The following is a 13721-nucleotide window of genomic DNA, read 5'->3' on the forward strand; positions in this document are numbered from 1 at the left end:
TGCGGAGGGCCGCGACGCCGTGCCCCCACGCCCGGCGCACGGCGTAGCGGAATGCGGCCCTCGGATTGTCAGTGGCCCGTGCGATGGTGGTGGTCACTGGGGGAAAGCACCACCGAGGAGGGGGGCCAGCATGGGTTGGCACCGGCAGTTGCTGATCGGCTTCGACCTGGAGACCACCGGGACGGACCCGCGCGAGGCGCGCATCGTCACGGGCGCGGTCATCGAGGTCAAGGACGGGGAGCCGGTCGGACACCGGGAATGGCTCGCCGACCCGGGCATGGAGATCCCGGAGGAGGCGGTGGCGGTGCACGGCATCACCAACGCCCGTGCGACGGCCGAGGGCAGGCCCGCCGACCAGGTCGCCGACGCCATCGCCGACGTCCTCGTCTCCTACTGGAGGACGGGCGTCCCGGTCGTGGCGTACAACGCGGCCTTCGACCTGACCCTGCTCTCCGCCGAACTGCGCCGGTACGCCCTGCCGTCCCTGCGCGACCGGCTCGGCGGACGCGATCCGGCGCCCGTCGTCGACCCCTACACGATCGACCGCTCCGTCGAGCGCTACCGCCGGGGCAAACGCAACCTCGAAGCGGTCTGCGGCGAGTACGGCGTCCCCCTGGACGCCGCGCACAACGCCTCCGCCGACGCCCTGGCCGCCGCCCGGCTCGCCCGTGCGATAGCCCAGCGCCACCCGAAGGTCGCCGCCCTCGGCCCGGCCGAGCTGCACCGCCGCCAGATCGAGTGGTACGCGGAGTGGGCCACCGATTTCCAGGCGTTCCTCCGCCGCAAGGGCAACCCGGAAGCGGTCGTGGACGCGGTCTGGCCGCTGCGCGAACTGGAGGACGAGACGGTATGACCGCCACGGAGATCTCCCTGCGCGAAGTACGCGACAGTGACCTGCCATTGTTCTGGGAGCACTGGTCCGACCCCGAGGCGCGGCGGATCGCCGCCTTCACCGGGGCGTACCAGTACGATCGGGTGCTCTTCGACAGCCACTGGGCGAAGCTCCGCGCCGACCCCGAGGTGCTGAACCGCACGGTGGTCGCCGACGGCGAGGTCGTCGGCAACGCGGCGGTCTACGGCCCGCCGGACGAACGCGAGGTCACCTACTGGATCGACCGCGCCCACTGGGGCCGGGGCATCGCCACCGCCGCCCTCACCGCGCTGATCGCCCTCGACCCGACCCGTCCGCTGTACGCCCACGCCGCCGCCGACAACACCGGCTCGGTCCGCGTCCTGCAGAAGTGCGGCTTCGTCGTCACGGGCCACGAGCGCGGCTTCGCCCGGGCCCGCGACGCCGAGATCGACGAAGTGGCGCTCATACTCCGGGCCGTCTGAGCGGGCACCGCGCGGGTCAGAACGGATACCAGCGAACCGTCTCGTCGCCGTCGCGCAGCGAGGCGACGCGGCGTTCGAACTCGGCCAGCGCCTTGGGGTTGCTCGGCGCGTGCTGCGCGACCCAGGCACAGCTGGCCGTCTCACGGGCACCCCGCAGCACCGAGCAGCCGTCCCATTCCCGCACGTCCCAGCCGTACGCGGCCGTGAAGGCGTCGTACTCCCGCGTCGGCAGGCCGTAGCGGTCGTGCGAGAGGGCCATGACGACGAGGTCGTGCTCGCGGAGGTCACCGGAGAAGGTCTCCAGGTCCACCAGGACCGGGCCGTCCGGGCCGATGTGCACGTTGCGGGGGAGCGCGTCGCCGTGGATCGGGCCCCGGGGCAGACGCGGGGCGAGAGCGGCCGCGGCCGCCGCGAAGCCGTCACGGCGTTCCCGGAGGTACGCCGCGTCCGCCGGGTCGATCGCGTCACCGGCGAGCCGCAGCCAGCGCTCCACACCGCCCAGCAGTTCACGGCGGGGAAGGGCGAAGGAGGGGGTGGGGAGGGCGTGGACCAGGCGTAGGAGTTCAGCCAAATCGCGCGGCCCGGCGGGGCGTACGGGATCGGGCAGGCGGTGCCACACCGTCACCGGGTGCCCCTCCACGAGCAGGGCATCCGGCTCGGCGGGCCGCACCGCCGGGACGCCCCGCGCGGCCAGCCAGTCCGCGATGCGCACCTCGCGCCGGGCCCGGTCGAGGAGTTCGGCGTCACGGCCCACCTTGACCACCAGGTCACCGGCGGCGAACACCGCGTTCTCGCCCAGCGCGAGCAGCCGCGCCTGCCCGGCAGCACCGGGCAGCACGCCGGCCGCGACCACCACGTCCCGGGCCCGAGCCTCGTCCATCCGTCGCCTCCCTGTCCGTACCGCCGACACGCGCTCGTGGCGTCGGCTTCACGCCATCCAGCGGCCAGTCTCGCATTCGCACAGGTCGGGCCCGTGTGCGCGGTGTCTTGACGCCCTGTCATGCCCTCAGCACCATGACGGACATGACCTTGGCGACCGCGAAGCCGCAACGCCCGCGACCGGCCAAGCGGCGCACCCCGGCGGACGGCCGGGACCGGCGCCTGATCGACCACGGTGCCTGGTTCCTGGTGCTGCCCGCGCTGATCCCCATCCTGGTGCTGAGCGTCGGACCGCTGCTGTACGGGATCGCGCTGGCGTTCACCGACGCCCAGTCCGGCCGGACCGAGCCCACCCGGTGGATCGGCACCCTCAACTTCCAGGACCTGCTGCACGACACCCTCTTCTGGGACTCGTTCCGCATCGGCCTGCTGTGGGCGGTCGGGGTCACCGTCCCGCAGTTCCTGCTGGCCCTCGGCCTCGCCCTGCTCCTGAACCAGCCCCTGCGGCTGCGCTGGCTGGCCCGCGCGCTCGCGATCATCCCCTGGGCCATGCCCGAGGTGGTCGTCGGCATCATGTGGCGGCTGGTCTACAACCCCGACGCGGGCATCCTCAACGAGACCGTCCGCGACCTGGGCCTGGGCGACGGCCGCGACTGGCTGAGCGGACTGGCCACCGCGCTCCCCGCCGTCATACTGGTCGGGATCTGGGCGGGCATGCCGCAGACGACCGTCGCGCTGCTCGCCGGGCTGCAGAACACCCCGCGCGAACTGCACGAGGCCGCCGCGATGGACGGCGCGGGCGCCTGGCGCCGCTTCCGCACGGTCACCTGGCCCGCCATCAGACCCATCGCCCTCGCCGTCTCGGCGCTCAACCTGATCTGGAACTTCAATTCCTTCGCCCTGGTGTACGTCCTGACCAACGGCGGTCCGGGCGGCCGTACCCGTCTGCCGATGCTCTTCGCCTACGAGGAGGCCTTCCGCTACGGGCAGTTCGGGTACGCGGCGGCGATGGGCTGCGTGATGGTCGCGGTGATCTCGACCGTCCTGGCGTTCGTGCTGGTCGGCCGATTGCGCCGGGGGGAGGACGCATGAGGAGCGGCAGGGCGGCACGGACCGGGCAGTACCTGGCCCTGGCCGCGTATCTCGTCTTTCTCGCGTTCCCCTTCCTCTGGCTGGTCTCCACCGCCTTCAAACCGGCCCGCGAACTGGGCAGCCTCCACCCGACCTGGATCCCCGAGGACCCGACCCTCGCCAACTTCCGGCAGGCATTCGACGAGCAGCCCCTGTTCGAGGCCGCGCTCAACTCGCTGGTCGCGGCGGTCGGCGCGGCCGTCGTCGCCGTAGTGATCGCGACCCCGATGGCGTACGTGATGGCCCGGCACCGCACGACGCTGTCGCGCATGGCGAGCGGCTGGGTGGTGGTCAGCCAGGCGTTCCCGTTCGTGCTGGTGATCATTCCGCTCTTCCTGGTGCTGAAGAACCTCCGGCTGATCAACTCCGTGCCCGGACTGATCATGGTGTACGTGGTGTGGGCGCTGCCGTTCGCGCTGTGGATGCTCGTCGGTTATGTCCGCGCGGTGCCGGCCGAGCTGGAGGAGGCGGCCGCGGTCGACGGGGCCGGGAGGCTGCGCACCCTGGTGTCGGTGACGGCGCCGCTGCTGGCGCCGGGCATCGTGGCGACGGCCCTGTTCGCGTTCATCACCGCGTGGAACGAGTTCTTCTTCGCGCTGGTCCTGCTGAAGACGCCGGAGAAACAGACGCTGCCGGTCGTCCTCACCCACTTCATCGGCGCGGAGGGGGTGGCCGACCTGGGCCCGCTGGCGGCGGCGGCCTTCCTGGCCACGCTCCCGTCCCTGGTCGTCTTCGCGGTCATCCAGAAACGGATCACGGGCGGCATGTTCGCCGGGGCGGTGAAGAACTGATGCGCGCACGACGGCTCGTCGCGGCCCTGCTGCTCTGCCTCCTCGTCGCCGGCTGCACCGACGGCGGGGCGACCTCCGACGACGGCCGGATCACCCTCCGCTTCCAGTCCCTCGCCTGGCAGGCGGAGTCGGTCGCCGTCAACAAGGAGCTGGTGCGGGAGTGGAACGCGGCCCGTCCCGACGTCCAGGTCGAGTACGTCCAGGGCAGTTGGGACAGCGTCCACGACCAGCTCCTCACCTCCTTCGAGGGCGGTGAGGCGCCGGACATCATCCACGACGCCTCCGACGATCTCGCGGACTTCGCGTACGGCGGTCACCTCGCCGATCTGCGCGAGCTGCTGCCCGAGCGGCTCAGGAAGGACATCCCGCGGCACAGCTGGGAGACGACGACCTTCGGCGAGGGGATCTACGGGGTGCCGTTCCTCCAGGAGCCCCGCGTCCTCATCGCCGACGCCGACCGGCTGCGCGAGTCCGGGGTGCGTCTGCCGACCCCTGAGGACCCGTGGACCTGGACGGAGTTCCGCGCGGTGGCGAAGGAGCTGAGCGGCGCCGGGAAGTACGGTGTGGCCTGGCCGTTGAAGGAACCGGTGTCGGCCTCGCTGAACCTCTCCCTCTCGGCGGGCGGACAGCTGTTCCACCGGGGCCCGGACGGCAAGGTCGAGGTCCGGTTCGAGGGCGCCGACGCGGTCGTCCCCAAGACCGTGCGCGACATGGTGAACACCGACGGCAGCGCGCCCGCCACCACCCTCGGCATGGGCGGCTCCGACACGCTGCCCGGCTTCTTCGGCGGCCGGTACGCGATGGTGCCGCTCGGCTTCTCGTACCGTCAGCAGATCGTCCAGCAGGCGCCGAAGGGCTTCGACTGGCAGGTGCTGCCCGCTCCCGCCGGCGCCGACGGGCTCACCCAGGGCGTCAGCCCGCAGACACTCTCCGTCGCCGAGGACAGCCCGCACAAGGAGCAGGCCGCCGCGTTCATCGACTTCCTGCTGCGTCCCGAGAACATGGTCCGGCTGGCCCTCGGCGACTGGATGCTCCCGACCGGCACGGCGGCCCTCCGGGATCCCGCACTGCGCACCACCGAGCACGACTGGGCCACGGGGACCGCGCTCGCCGGGCATCTCCGGCCGGCGCCCGCGCAGTCCGTGCGGGGCTATCCGGAGTGGAAGGACAAGGTGGCCACCCCCGCGTACCAGGAGTACTACAGCGGGGCGATCGGCTTGGGTGAGCTGCGGGAACGGTTGGAGGACGACGGAAACCGGGTGCTGGCGCGGTATCAGCGGTGAGGGTTGGCCGTCGGGGCGCGTTGTCGGGTGCTGGTGGGTGGGGGCTTCTCGCGCAGTTCCCCGCGCCCCTGAAAAGCAGGGGCTGCGCCCCGTGCTTTTCATCCCGCAGCCCCGTCGCGTTGCAGGCCCCCGGAACCATGGTCTTTGTCTTTCAGGGGCGCGGGGAACTGCGCGAGAAGCCCCCACCGGAACCGCATCCGACAACGCACCTCCCACCGCTGCCACCAAACTAGTTGCACGAGACGTCTCGTCTCGCATACCGTCGGCTCATGACCTTCCACATCGCCATGTTCTCCATCGCCGCCCACGGCCACGTGAACCCGAGCCTCGAAGTGATCCGCGAGCTGGTGGCCCGCGGTCACCGGGTCACGTACGCGATCCCGCCGGCCTTCGCGGAGAAGGTCGCCGAGACCGGCGCCGAGCCGAAGCTCTGGGACTCCACACTGCCCGGCCCCGACGCCGACCCCGAGGCGTGGGGGAGCACGCTCCTCGACAACGTCGAGCCCTTCCTGGAGGACGCGATCCAGGCCCTGCCGCAGCTCGTCGCGGCCTACGAGGGCGACGAGCCCGACCTCGTGCTGCACGACATCACCTCGTACCCGGCGCGTGTCCTCGCCCACCGCTGGGGCGTCAAGGCGATCTCCCTCTCCCCGAACCTGGTCGCCTGGGACGGCTACGAGGAAGAGGTCGCCGAGCCCATGTGGGCCGAACCGAAGAAGACGGAACGCGGCAAGGCGTACTACGCCCGGTTCCGGGCCTGGCTGGAGGAGAACGGGATCACCGAGCACCCCGACCCGTTCGTCGGCAGGCCCGCCCGCTCCCTCGTCCTCATCCCGAAGGTGCTCCAGCCGAACGCCGACCGGGTCGACGAGAGCCGCCACACCTTCGTCGGCGCCTGCCAGGGCGACCGCTCTGCGCAGGGCGACTGGCAGCGGCCGGCCGGCGCGGAGAAGGTGCTGCTCGTCTCGCTCGGGTCGGCCTTCACCAAGCAGCCCGACTTCTACCGTGCGTGCCTGCGGGCCTTCGGTGAGCTGCCCGGCTGGCACATGGTGCTCCAGGTCGGCCGGCACGTCGACCCGGCGGAGCTGGGAGAGATCCCGGAGCGGGTGGAGGTGCGGGAGTGGGTGCCGCAGTTGGCGATCCTCCGACAGGCCGACGCGTTCATCACCCACGCGGGTGCCGGCGGCAGCCAGGAAGGGCTCGCCACCGCCACTCCGATGGTCGCCGTGCCGCAGGCCGTCGACCAGTTCGGCAACGCCGAGATGCTCCAGTCGTTGGGTGTCGCCCGCCATCTGCCCATGGAGGAGGCGACCGCCGAGGCCCTGCGCGAGGCGGTCCTCTCCCTCGTCGACGACCCCGACGTGGCGCGCCGACTCAAGGAGATCCAGCGGGAGATGGCGGGTGAGGGCGGCACCCGGCGGGCCGCCGACCTCATCGAGGCGGAACTCGGAACCCCGTGACGGGGGGCCTCAGAACCCCCTGATAGCCGGGCAAGCCGGTCGGTTCCACGCCTGTCGTGAAATCACGGCACTTATTAGGTCACGATCAGGTCACTCAGTAACGCTCAGATAACGTCCGGTCCGCGCGGAACGCGCACTGACTCTGTTACCGGGTTCGACCGTTACCCCCTCCGAAAGGTTGTGTTCGGCGCTTCTTGTGCCTCGGGTGAACGACTTCCAAGCTGATGATGAACTCATTTCGAACGCCAGGAAGTTGACCCATGCGCCGAGACATACCCGACCTCGCGGAAGTGCGCCGCGTCACCCAGAAGAAGCGGGACGCCTGGTGGACCGTGCTGCTCGTGGACCCGGTCGCCACCCCCCTGGTGCGGCTGACCGCCAAGTACACGAGGATCACGCCCAACCAGCTGACGTGGGGCGCCTTCCTGCTGGGTCTGGTCTCGGCCGCCTTCTTCGCGCTGGGCGACTGGCGCTGGCTGATCGCCGGCGCCGTCGTCTACCACCTGAGCTTCATCCTCGACTGCATGGACGGCAAGGTCGCCCGGCTCACCGGCCAGGGTTCCGTGTTCGGTGCCTGGCTCGACTTCGTCTTCGACCGCGTCCGGGTCGCGGCGTGCTCGGTGGCCCTGATGGCCGGCCAGTACCAGCGCACGGGGGAGACCTTCTACATCTGGCTCGCCGCCGCCGTCATCGGCTGCGACGCGCTCCGCTACATCAACTCCCTGGAGACCTTCAAGGTCCGCCACACCATGCGCAAGCAGATCAAGGCACGGCTCCGCGAGGCCCGCCGTGCCGAGAACGAGCGGGAACTGGCCTTCATGGAGGACCTGCTGCGCGAGAACCCCGAGGCCGACATCGAACAGGACCTGCGCACGGTCGCCGCCGAGGTCACCCAGGCGGCGCCGCAGGCCCAGGTCGTCGACCTGCACCAGGAGTTCCGCCGACGCTTCCCCTTCTATCTGCGTGTCCGGTCCTTCCTGCTGCGCCACCGGGTCCGCCCGCATCTGATCAGCGGCATCGAGTTCCAGATGGGTGTCTTCATGATCGGCCCGATCGTCGACTCGGTGATGACGGCGACCATCGTCTCCGGTGTCCTGCTGCTCGTCTTCGAACTGGCCATCGTCTACAAGCTGTTGCTCTCCACCCGCGACTTCACCCGGACCCTCGACTCCTTCGACCGGGGAGACGTCGCCACGGCGGCCTGAGCCACCGGGCACGGAGAGGTGCACGGACAGGCGCACCGGCAGGCGCGCGGACACGGTCGTGGGCCGGGGCGGCGACGCCACCCCGGCCCACGACCGCGCTCAGGCCCCGATCAGACGCGAACCCGCTGGTCCAGGGCCGGCGGCGTCGACTCCGGCCCCGTTCCCGGTCCGGGCTCCGGCGACTCGTCGTGGGTGAGGTCCGGCAGCCGGTTCAGCCACGTCGGCAGGTACCAGTTGCGCTCGCCCAGCAGGGCCATCACGGCCGGCAGGAGCACACCGCGGATGACCGTCGCGTCGATGAGGACGGCGGCCGCGAGACCCACACCCATCTGCTTCATCGACTGCATGGACAGCGTCCCGAAGATCGCGAAGACGGCGACCATGATGACGGCCGCGCTGGTCACGACCCCGGCGGTGGTGACCACTCCGTGCCGGATGGCCTCCTTCGTCGTACGACCCCGCAACCGCGCCTCACGGATCCGGGACACCACGAACACGTGGTAGTCCATCGACAGCCCGAACAGGATCACGAACAGGAACAGCGGCAGCCAGGTGATGATGGCGCCCACACCCTCCGCGCCCACCAGCGAGGCACCCCAGCCGTGCTGGAAGACCGCGACGAGGATGCCGTACGCGGCGCCCACCGACAGCAGGTTGAGCACGATCGACGTCGCCGCGATCGTCAGGGAGCGGAACGACAGCAGCATCAGCAGGAAGGCGAACACCACGACGAAGGCGAAGACCGGGACCACGGAACCGACCAGCTGGTCGTTGAAGTCCTGGTTGCCCGCGACCTGTCCGGTGACGGGCGCCTCGACGCCCTCGACCTTGCCGAGCGTGGCGGGCCGTACCTCGTCGCGCAGCTTGTCCAGGCTCGCTCCCGCCTTGTCCTGGTCGGAGCCGCCGACCAGCGGCACGTACACGAACGCCACGTTCCGCTCGTCGTGCACCTTGATCTCCACCGGGCCGCGCGAGGCACCCGAGGCGACGGCCTCCGCCTTGAAGTCGGCCAGTGCCGCCCGCACCTCGGGAGCGTCGATGTCCTTCGCCTTGACGACCACCTCGGCCGGCTCGGAGCCGCCGGGGAAGGCCTCGTTGACCCGGTTGTAGGTCTGCACGATCGGCAGCGAGTCGCCGAACTCCTGGTCCAGGGTCAGGTTCTGGGTCTTCATCCCGAGCGCCGGCGCGGCCACGGCGAGCAGTGCGCCGGTCGCCACGACCAGCGACAGCGCCGGCTTGGCGAGCACCACCCGCAGGACGGCGTTCCAGAAGCGGCTCTCCGCACCGGACCCGGAACGGCCGTTCTTGCGCCGCTTGTCCGGGTGCAGGAACGGGATACGGCCCTTCTCGACCCGCCCGCCCAACAGCGACAGCAGCGCGGGCAGCACCGTGACCGAACCGACCATCGCGACGGCCACGACCATCAGGGACGCCAGGCCCATCGCCTCGAACTCGGCGAGCCCGGTGAACAGCATGCCCGCCATGGCCACGCACACCGTGACACCGGAGACGATGATGGCACGGCCACTGGTCGCGGCGGCCACCCGCAGCGCGGTCCGCGCGTCCCGGCCCGCCGCCCGCTCCTCGCGTTCACGACGCAGATAGAACAGGCAGTAGTCGACACCGACGGCCAGACCCACCAGCAGCATCACGGAGTTGGCGGTGTCGCTCATCGGGATCACATGGCTGACGATGGCCATCAGCCCCATCGTCGCGATGATCGCGGTGATCGCCAGCGCCACCGGCAGCAGCGCCGCGACGACCGCGCCGAACGCGATCAGCAGGATGCCGAGCGCCACCGGCACGGCCGAGTACTCGGCCTTCTGGAAGTCGTCCCCGAACGCGTCGTCGAACGTCTTCATCATCGAGGCGCCGCCGATCTCCTCGATCCGCAGCGTCCCGTGCTCCTTCTGCACGTCCGCGACGGCCTTCAGCACCGGCTCGATCCGCTCGCCCGCCGTGTCCGACGCGCCCCGCACGTCGAACTGCACCAGCGCGCTGCGGCCGTCCTCCGAGATGGTCCCCGTGTCGTACGGGGAGGTCACGTCGGCGACCTCCCCGGTCTTCCCGACAGCCTTCATCACGTCGTCGACGGCGGCCCGGAACGCGGGGTCCGTGGCCCGGGTACGGTTGTCCTTCGCCTGGATCAGGACCGTCTCGCCGGCGGGCTCCTCGATCCCCGCCTCCTCGACGATGTGCGCCGCCGCGCTGGTCTCCCCCTTGAGCTGATCGCTGTCCTTGACCTCGACCGAGCCCATCGCCGAGCCGATCCCCATGGTCAGCACCACGAACAGCAGCCAGATCCCGACCGCCGCCCAGCGGTGTTGGGCGCTCCAACCGCCCGCCCGGGCGGCGACTCCCCGCACCCGTACCTCTCCGTTCCCCATGACGGGCCAGCCCCCTCGCAAGCGATGGCGACCCCGTGCCGCCACCTTTCGTTTCGAAGGTATGAGCCGGATAAGGGCATCTCGTCGTGCTCTCCGGTGAACCCCACCGCCCCCGGATCCCCCGGATCCTCCGCTCGGACCCCGCTCCCTCCCCATCAGGGAGGACAGCGGCCCCCTACACCCATCCCGGGTTCTCGGGGCCGCACCTCAGGGTGGCCGTGCCGTCCGGTGCCTATCGTGGGCCCATGACGACGTACGCGGCGCTCCTGCGCGGAATCAACGTGGGCGGCAGCAAGAAGATCCCGATGGCCGACCTCCGCAGCCTGCTGACCGGCCTCGGCCACGACGGGGTGGCCACCTACCTCCAGAGCGGCAACGCGGTCTTCACCAGCGACCACGGCGACGAGGACTCCCTGGCCACCGAGATCACGACCGCCATCGCCGAGCACTTCGGCTTCACCGTGGACGTCCTGGTGCGCGACCACACGTATCTGGATGCCGTCCGGGAGGCGTGCCCGTTCCCGGCGGCGGAGCTGGAGGGCAAGCAGCTCCACGTGACGTACCTGTCGGAGACGGTGGACGCGGGCCGCTTCGAGGGCATCGACCAACCGGCCTTCCTGCCCGAGGAGTTCAGGATCGGGGACCGGGCGCTGTACCTGTACGCCCCCGAGGGCCTGGGCCGCTCCAAGCTCGCGGAGGCCCTGTCGAAGCCCCGCCTCCTGAAGGGCCTGACCGCCACGACCCGCAACTGGAACACCGTGGTGAAACTGGCGGAGCTGACACGGGCCGGCTGAGTCCGACTCAGGCGGCGACGAGCTGACCCTGCCGGAGTGCCTCGGCGTACCGGCGCAGCAGCAGCGCGGCCAGTTCGGGAGCCGGGCCGAGCACCTCGGCCAGCAGGTCCGCGCCCGCCTCGCCGGCACCCGCGGCGATCCGGTCGGGCAGCCGTCCCGGTGCGATGACATACGGCGCCACGGCCACCCGTGCGCAGCCGAGCGCCCGCAGCTCCCGTACGGCGTCCTCCGTGAGGGGAAGGGACGCGGAGGCGAACGCGGGCCGCACGGCGCACCAGCCGGTGTGCCGCCACTCCCGCGCGATTTCTGCGATCACCGCGATCGCCTCCGGGTCGGTGGACCCCGCCGAGGCCAGCACGACCCCGGTCGAGGACTTGTCGGCGGGGCTCAGCCCCGCCTCGTACAGCCGGCGTTCGAGGGCCGACAGCAGCAGGGGCGACGGGCCGAGCACCTCCGCCTGGCGGACGCGCAGACCCGGCGGGGCCTCGCGCAGGACCGCAGGGATGTCCGCCTTGGCGTGGAAGGCGCGGGTCAGCAGCAGCGGCAGGGCTACCACGTCCCGTACGCCCTCCGCCGCCAGTGACTCCAGCACCCCTTGCACCGAGGGGACGTTGAAGTCCAGGAAGCCGGTCTCCACCCGCAGCCCGGGGCGCAGCGCCCGCACCCGCCGCACCAGGGCGTGCACGGTCGCGGCGTGCCGCGGGTCGCGGCTGCCGTGGGCGACGAGGAGGAGGACCGGCTTCGTGACCATGGGGATCAGCTCTTCACCAGCAGGCCGCGGCCGCGCAGGACCCGCCGCTCCAGCGGGCTGAAGAGCAGCAGGTCGATGGCGATACCGACCAGCAGGATCAGGAAGATGGCGAGGAACACGGTGGCCATGTCGATGTTGGTGCGGCCGTTCTCCAGCAACTGGCCGAGACCGACGCCGAGATCGGGGTGGCTGGCGATGATCTCCGCCGCCATCAGTGAACGCCACGAGAACGCCCAGCCCTGCTTCAGACCGGCCAGATAGCCGGGCAGCGCGGCCGGCATCACGATGTGCCAGGCGCCCTGCAGTCCGGTGGCGCCCATGGTGCGGCCCGCCCGCAGATACAGCGGGGGCACCTGGTCGATGCCGGAGACCAGCCCGTTGGCGATCGAGGGGACCGCACCGAGCAGGATCACCGCGTACATCATCCCGTCGGTCAGACCCAGCCAGACCACGGCCGGCGGCACCCACGCCACCGACGGCAGCGACTGCAGCCCCGAGAGGATCGGACCGATCGCCGACCGCACGAACCGCACCCGGGCGACCAGGATGCCGAGCGGCGTGCCGATCGCCAGCGCGATCAGGAAGCCGAACAGGCCGCGCGAGACACTCGTCCAGACGTAGCCGAGCAGCTTGCCTTCCAGCCAGGCCTGCTCCGCCGCGTCCCACACGGCGGACGGAGGGGGCAGCTTGCCCGGGTCGGTGACGACGCCGAACGACACCAGTCCCTGCCACACCGCGAGCACCAGCACGATCGCGGTGATCGGCGGCACGATCTTCTGCCGGAACGTCTGGCTGAACGGAGGCCGGCCGGTGCCGGGCGTCTCCAGGGCGTCGAGGCCCGCCTCCACCGCCCCGAGCCGGTCCTTGTCGGCGGCCGGGGCGTCGATCGTGTCCGTCGCCCTCGTCTCACTGCTGGCCATGACGGCGGATCTCCTCACGAAGGACATCGGTGATCTCCAGGGACAGCTCCGCCACCGGAGCGTCCTCGATACGGCGGGGCTGCGGGATGTCCACTCGCCACTCCCGGGCGATCCGGCCCGGGCGCGAGGACAGCAGCACCACGCGCTGCGCGAGCCGCACCGCCTCGCGCACGTTGTGCGTGACGAACAGGACGGAGAGCTGGGTCTCCTCCCAGATCCGGGTCAGCTCGTCGTGCAGCACGTCCCGGGTGATGGCGTCGAGCGCCGCGAACGGCTCGTCCATCAGCAGGAGCTTGCTCTCCTGACCGAGGGCACGCGCCAGCGCCACCCGCTGCCGCATACCGCCGGACAGCTCGTGCACCCGCTTGCCGTACGCGCCCTTCAGCCGGACCAGGGCGAGCAGGTCCTCGGCGCGCCCGCGCCGTTCGTTCTTCGGAACTCCCCTGAGCTTCAGGGCGAGTTCGATGTTCTTGCCCGCGGTCAGCCACGGGAACAGGGCGTGCTCCTGGAACATCAGAGCGGGGCGCCCGTCGGTCGTGATGCTGCCCTGGGACGGGGCGTCGAGGCCCGCCACCAGGTTCAGCAGGGTGGACTTGCCGCAGCCCGAGGCCCCCAGGAGGGTGACGAACTCGCCCGGAGCGACATCGAGCGTGATGTCGTCGAGCACGAGCTGCTGCCCGGTCGGTCCGGCGAAGGACTTCGATACGTGCTCGATGCGGGCTGCGTGCTCCACTGCCTCGGTGTCCTCGGCCTTGGCGAGGGTGGTGGCCATGGTCGTCACCTCC

At 71.1% G+C, this 13721-nt stretch carries 13 protein-coding genes; 8 read left to right on the top strand and 5 right to left on the bottom strand.

Going from position 1 to position 13721, the window contains the following annotated elements; translation table 11 throughout:
• Window positions 1–130 precede the first annotated feature (130 nt).
• Together GWK25_RS12260 and GWK25_RS12265 are read left to right on the top strand one after the other, a co-directional pair.
• Window positions 131–853 (top strand): 3'-5' exonuclease, encoded by a 723-nt coding sequence (locus GWK25_RS12260; protein WP_215449842.1) that lies wholly within the window; start codon window positions 131–133, stop codon window positions 851–853.
• On the top strand, window positions 850–1335 hold the full coding sequence (locus tag GWK25_RS12265; RefSeq protein ID WP_215449844.1) for a GNAT family N-acetyltransferase: 486 nt from the start codon (window positions 850–852) through the stop codon (window positions 1333–1335). The genes GWK25_RS12260 and GWK25_RS12265 overlap by 4 nt, the downstream gene beginning before the upstream one ends.
• Window positions 1336–1351: 16 nt before the next feature.
• On the opposite strand, the gene GWK25_RS12270 is transcribed toward GWK25_RS12265, so the two are convergent.
• Window positions 1352–2215: a phosphotransferase enzyme family protein gene (locus GWK25_RS12270; protein WP_215449846.1), complete on the bottom strand. Its 864-nt coding sequence runs from the start codon at window positions 2213–2215 to the stop codon at window positions 1352–1354.
• A gap of 143 nt (window positions 2216–2358) precedes the next feature.
• Between GWK25_RS12270 and GWK25_RS12275 the strand changes: the two genes are divergently transcribed.
• The 5 genes from GWK25_RS12275 to GWK25_RS12295 all read left to right on the top strand — a co-directional run bounded on the left by GWK25_RS12275 (window position 2359) and on the right by GWK25_RS12295 (window position 8084).
• Window positions 2359–3306: a carbohydrate ABC transporter permease gene (locus GWK25_RS12275; RefSeq protein WP_215449848.1), complete on the top strand. Its 948-nt coding sequence runs from the start codon at window positions 2359–2361 to the stop codon at window positions 3304–3306.
• The gene (locus tag GWK25_RS12280) at window positions 3303–4136 is read left to right on the top strand and encodes a carbohydrate ABC transporter permease (RefSeq protein WP_215449850.1); all 834 of its coding nucleotides are present in this window, start codon (window positions 3303–3305) and stop codon (window positions 4134–4136) included. Before GWK25_RS12275 ends, GWK25_RS12280 begins: the two co-directional genes overlap by 4 nt.
• Window positions 4136–5419 (top strand): ABC transporter substrate-binding protein, encoded by a 1284-nt coding sequence (locus GWK25_RS12285; protein ID WP_215449852.1) that lies wholly within the window; start codon window positions 4136–4138, stop codon window positions 5417–5419. Before GWK25_RS12280 ends, GWK25_RS12285 begins: the two co-directional genes overlap by 1 nt.
• A 269-nt stretch (window positions 5420–5688) precedes the next feature.
• Window positions 5689–6879: a macrolide-inactivating glycosyltransferase gene (gene mgt / locus GWK25_RS12290; RefSeq protein WP_215449854.1), complete on the top strand. Its 1191-nt coding sequence runs from the start codon at window positions 5689–5691 to the stop codon at window positions 6877–6879.
• A 260-nt stretch (window positions 6880–7139) separates the two neighbouring features.
• Window positions 7140–8084 carry a CDP-alcohol phosphatidyltransferase family protein gene (locus GWK25_RS12295; RefSeq protein WP_215449856.1) on the top strand — a complete coding sequence of 315 codons (945 nt, stop codon included), beginning with the start codon at window positions 7140–7142 and terminating at the stop codon, window positions 8082–8084.
• A 110-nt stretch (window positions 8085–8194) separates the two neighbouring features.
• Here the strand turns inward: GWK25_RS12295 and GWK25_RS12300 are convergent, their stop codons facing one another.
• Window positions 8195–10471 (bottom strand): MMPL family transporter, encoded by a 2277-nt coding sequence (locus GWK25_RS12300; RefSeq protein WP_215449858.1) that lies wholly within the window; start codon window positions 10469–10471, stop codon window positions 8195–8197.
• A 245-nt stretch (window positions 10472–10716) separates the two neighbouring features.
• On the opposite strand from GWK25_RS12300, the gene GWK25_RS12305 reads away from it, so the two are divergent.
• The gene (locus GWK25_RS12305; RefSeq protein WP_215449860.1) at window positions 10717–11265 is read left to right on the top strand and encodes a DUF1697 domain-containing protein; all 549 of its coding nucleotides are present in this window, start codon (window positions 10717–10719) and stop codon (window positions 11263–11265) included.
• A 7-nt stretch (window positions 11266–11272) separates the two neighbouring features.
• On the opposite strand, the gene GWK25_RS12310 is transcribed toward GWK25_RS12305, so the two are convergent.
• The 3 genes from GWK25_RS12310 to GWK25_RS12320 are packed head-to-tail and all read right to left on the bottom strand — an operon-like array spanning window position 11273 to window position 13708.
• Window positions 11273–12016 (bottom strand): sirohydrochlorin chelatase, encoded by a 744-nt coding sequence (locus GWK25_RS12310; protein ID WP_215449862.1) that lies wholly within the window; start codon window positions 12014–12016, stop codon window positions 11273–11275.
• A 5-nt stretch (window positions 12017–12021) separates the two neighbouring features.
• Complete coding sequence (locus GWK25_RS12315; RefSeq protein WP_215449864.1) at window positions 12022–12936, bottom strand: ABC transporter permease; 915 nt, start codon at window positions 12934–12936, stop codon at window positions 12022–12024.
• A complete protein-coding gene (locus tag GWK25_RS12320; RefSeq protein WP_215449866.1) occupies window positions 12923–13708 on the bottom strand; it encodes an ABC transporter ATP-binding protein in 786 nt (261 codons plus the stop codon). Before GWK25_RS12320 ends, GWK25_RS12315 begins: the two co-directional genes overlap by 14 nt.
• Between the last annotated feature and the right edge of the window lie 13 nt (window positions 13709–13721).

Source organism: Streptomyces sp. ATCC 21386 (genome assembly GCF_018728545.1).
In the GTDB taxonomy this organism is placed as follows: Bacteria; Actinomycetota; Actinomycetes; order Streptomycetales; family Streptomycetaceae; genus Streptomyces.

What these genes read in the sequence shown, in the direction of transcription:
- GWK25_RS12295 (WP_215449856.1), top strand. Translation starts at nt 7,140, where the DNA reads ATGCGCCGAGACATACCCGACCTCGCGGAAGTGCGCCGCGTCACCCAG.
- GWK25_RS12260 (WP_215449842.1), top strand. Translation starts at nt 131, where the DNA reads ATGGGTTGGCACCGGCAGTTGCTGATCGGCTTCGACCTGGAGACCACC.
- GWK25_RS12310 (WP_215449862.1), bottom strand. Translation starts at nt 12,016, where the DNA reads ATGGTCACGAAGCCGGTCCTCCTCCTCGTCGCCCACGGCAGCCGCGAC.
- mgt (WP_215449854.1), top strand. Translation starts at nt 5,689, where the DNA reads ATGACCTTCCACATCGCCATGTTCTCCATCGCCGCCCACGGCCACGTG.
- GWK25_RS12320 (WP_215449866.1), bottom strand. Translation starts at nt 13,708, where the DNA reads ATGGCCACCACCCTCGCCAAGGCCGAGGACACCGAGGCAGTGGAGCAC.
- GWK25_RS12285 (WP_215449852.1), top strand. Translation starts at nt 4,136, where the DNA reads ATGCGCGCACGACGGCTCGTCGCGGCCCTGCTGCTCTGCCTCCTCGTC.
- GWK25_RS12265 (WP_215449844.1), top strand. Translation starts at nt 850, where the DNA reads ATGACCGCCACGGAGATCTCCCTGCGCGAAGTACGCGACAGTGACCTG.
- GWK25_RS12305 (WP_215449860.1), top strand. Translation starts at nt 10,717, where the DNA reads ATGACGACGTACGCGGCGCTCCTGCGCGGAATCAACGTGGGCGGCAGC.
- GWK25_RS12275 (WP_215449848.1), top strand. Translation starts at nt 2,359, where the DNA reads ATGACCTTGGCGACCGCGAAGCCGCAACGCCCGCGACCGGCCAAGCGG.
- GWK25_RS12315 (WP_215449864.1), bottom strand. Translation starts at nt 12,936, where the DNA reads ATGGCCAGCAGTGAGACGAGGGCGACGGACACGATCGACGCCCCGGCC.
- GWK25_RS12270 (WP_215449846.1), bottom strand. Translation starts at nt 2,215, where the DNA reads ATGGACGAGGCTCGGGCCCGGGACGTGGTGGTCGCGGCCGGCGTGCTG.
- GWK25_RS12300 (WP_215449858.1), bottom strand. Translation starts at nt 10,471, where the DNA reads ATGGGGAACGGAGAGGTACGGGTGCGGGGAGTCGCCGCCCGGGCGGGC.
- GWK25_RS12280 (WP_215449850.1), top strand. Translation starts at nt 3,303, where the DNA reads ATGAGGAGCGGCAGGGCGGCACGGACCGGGCAGTACCTGGCCCTGGCC.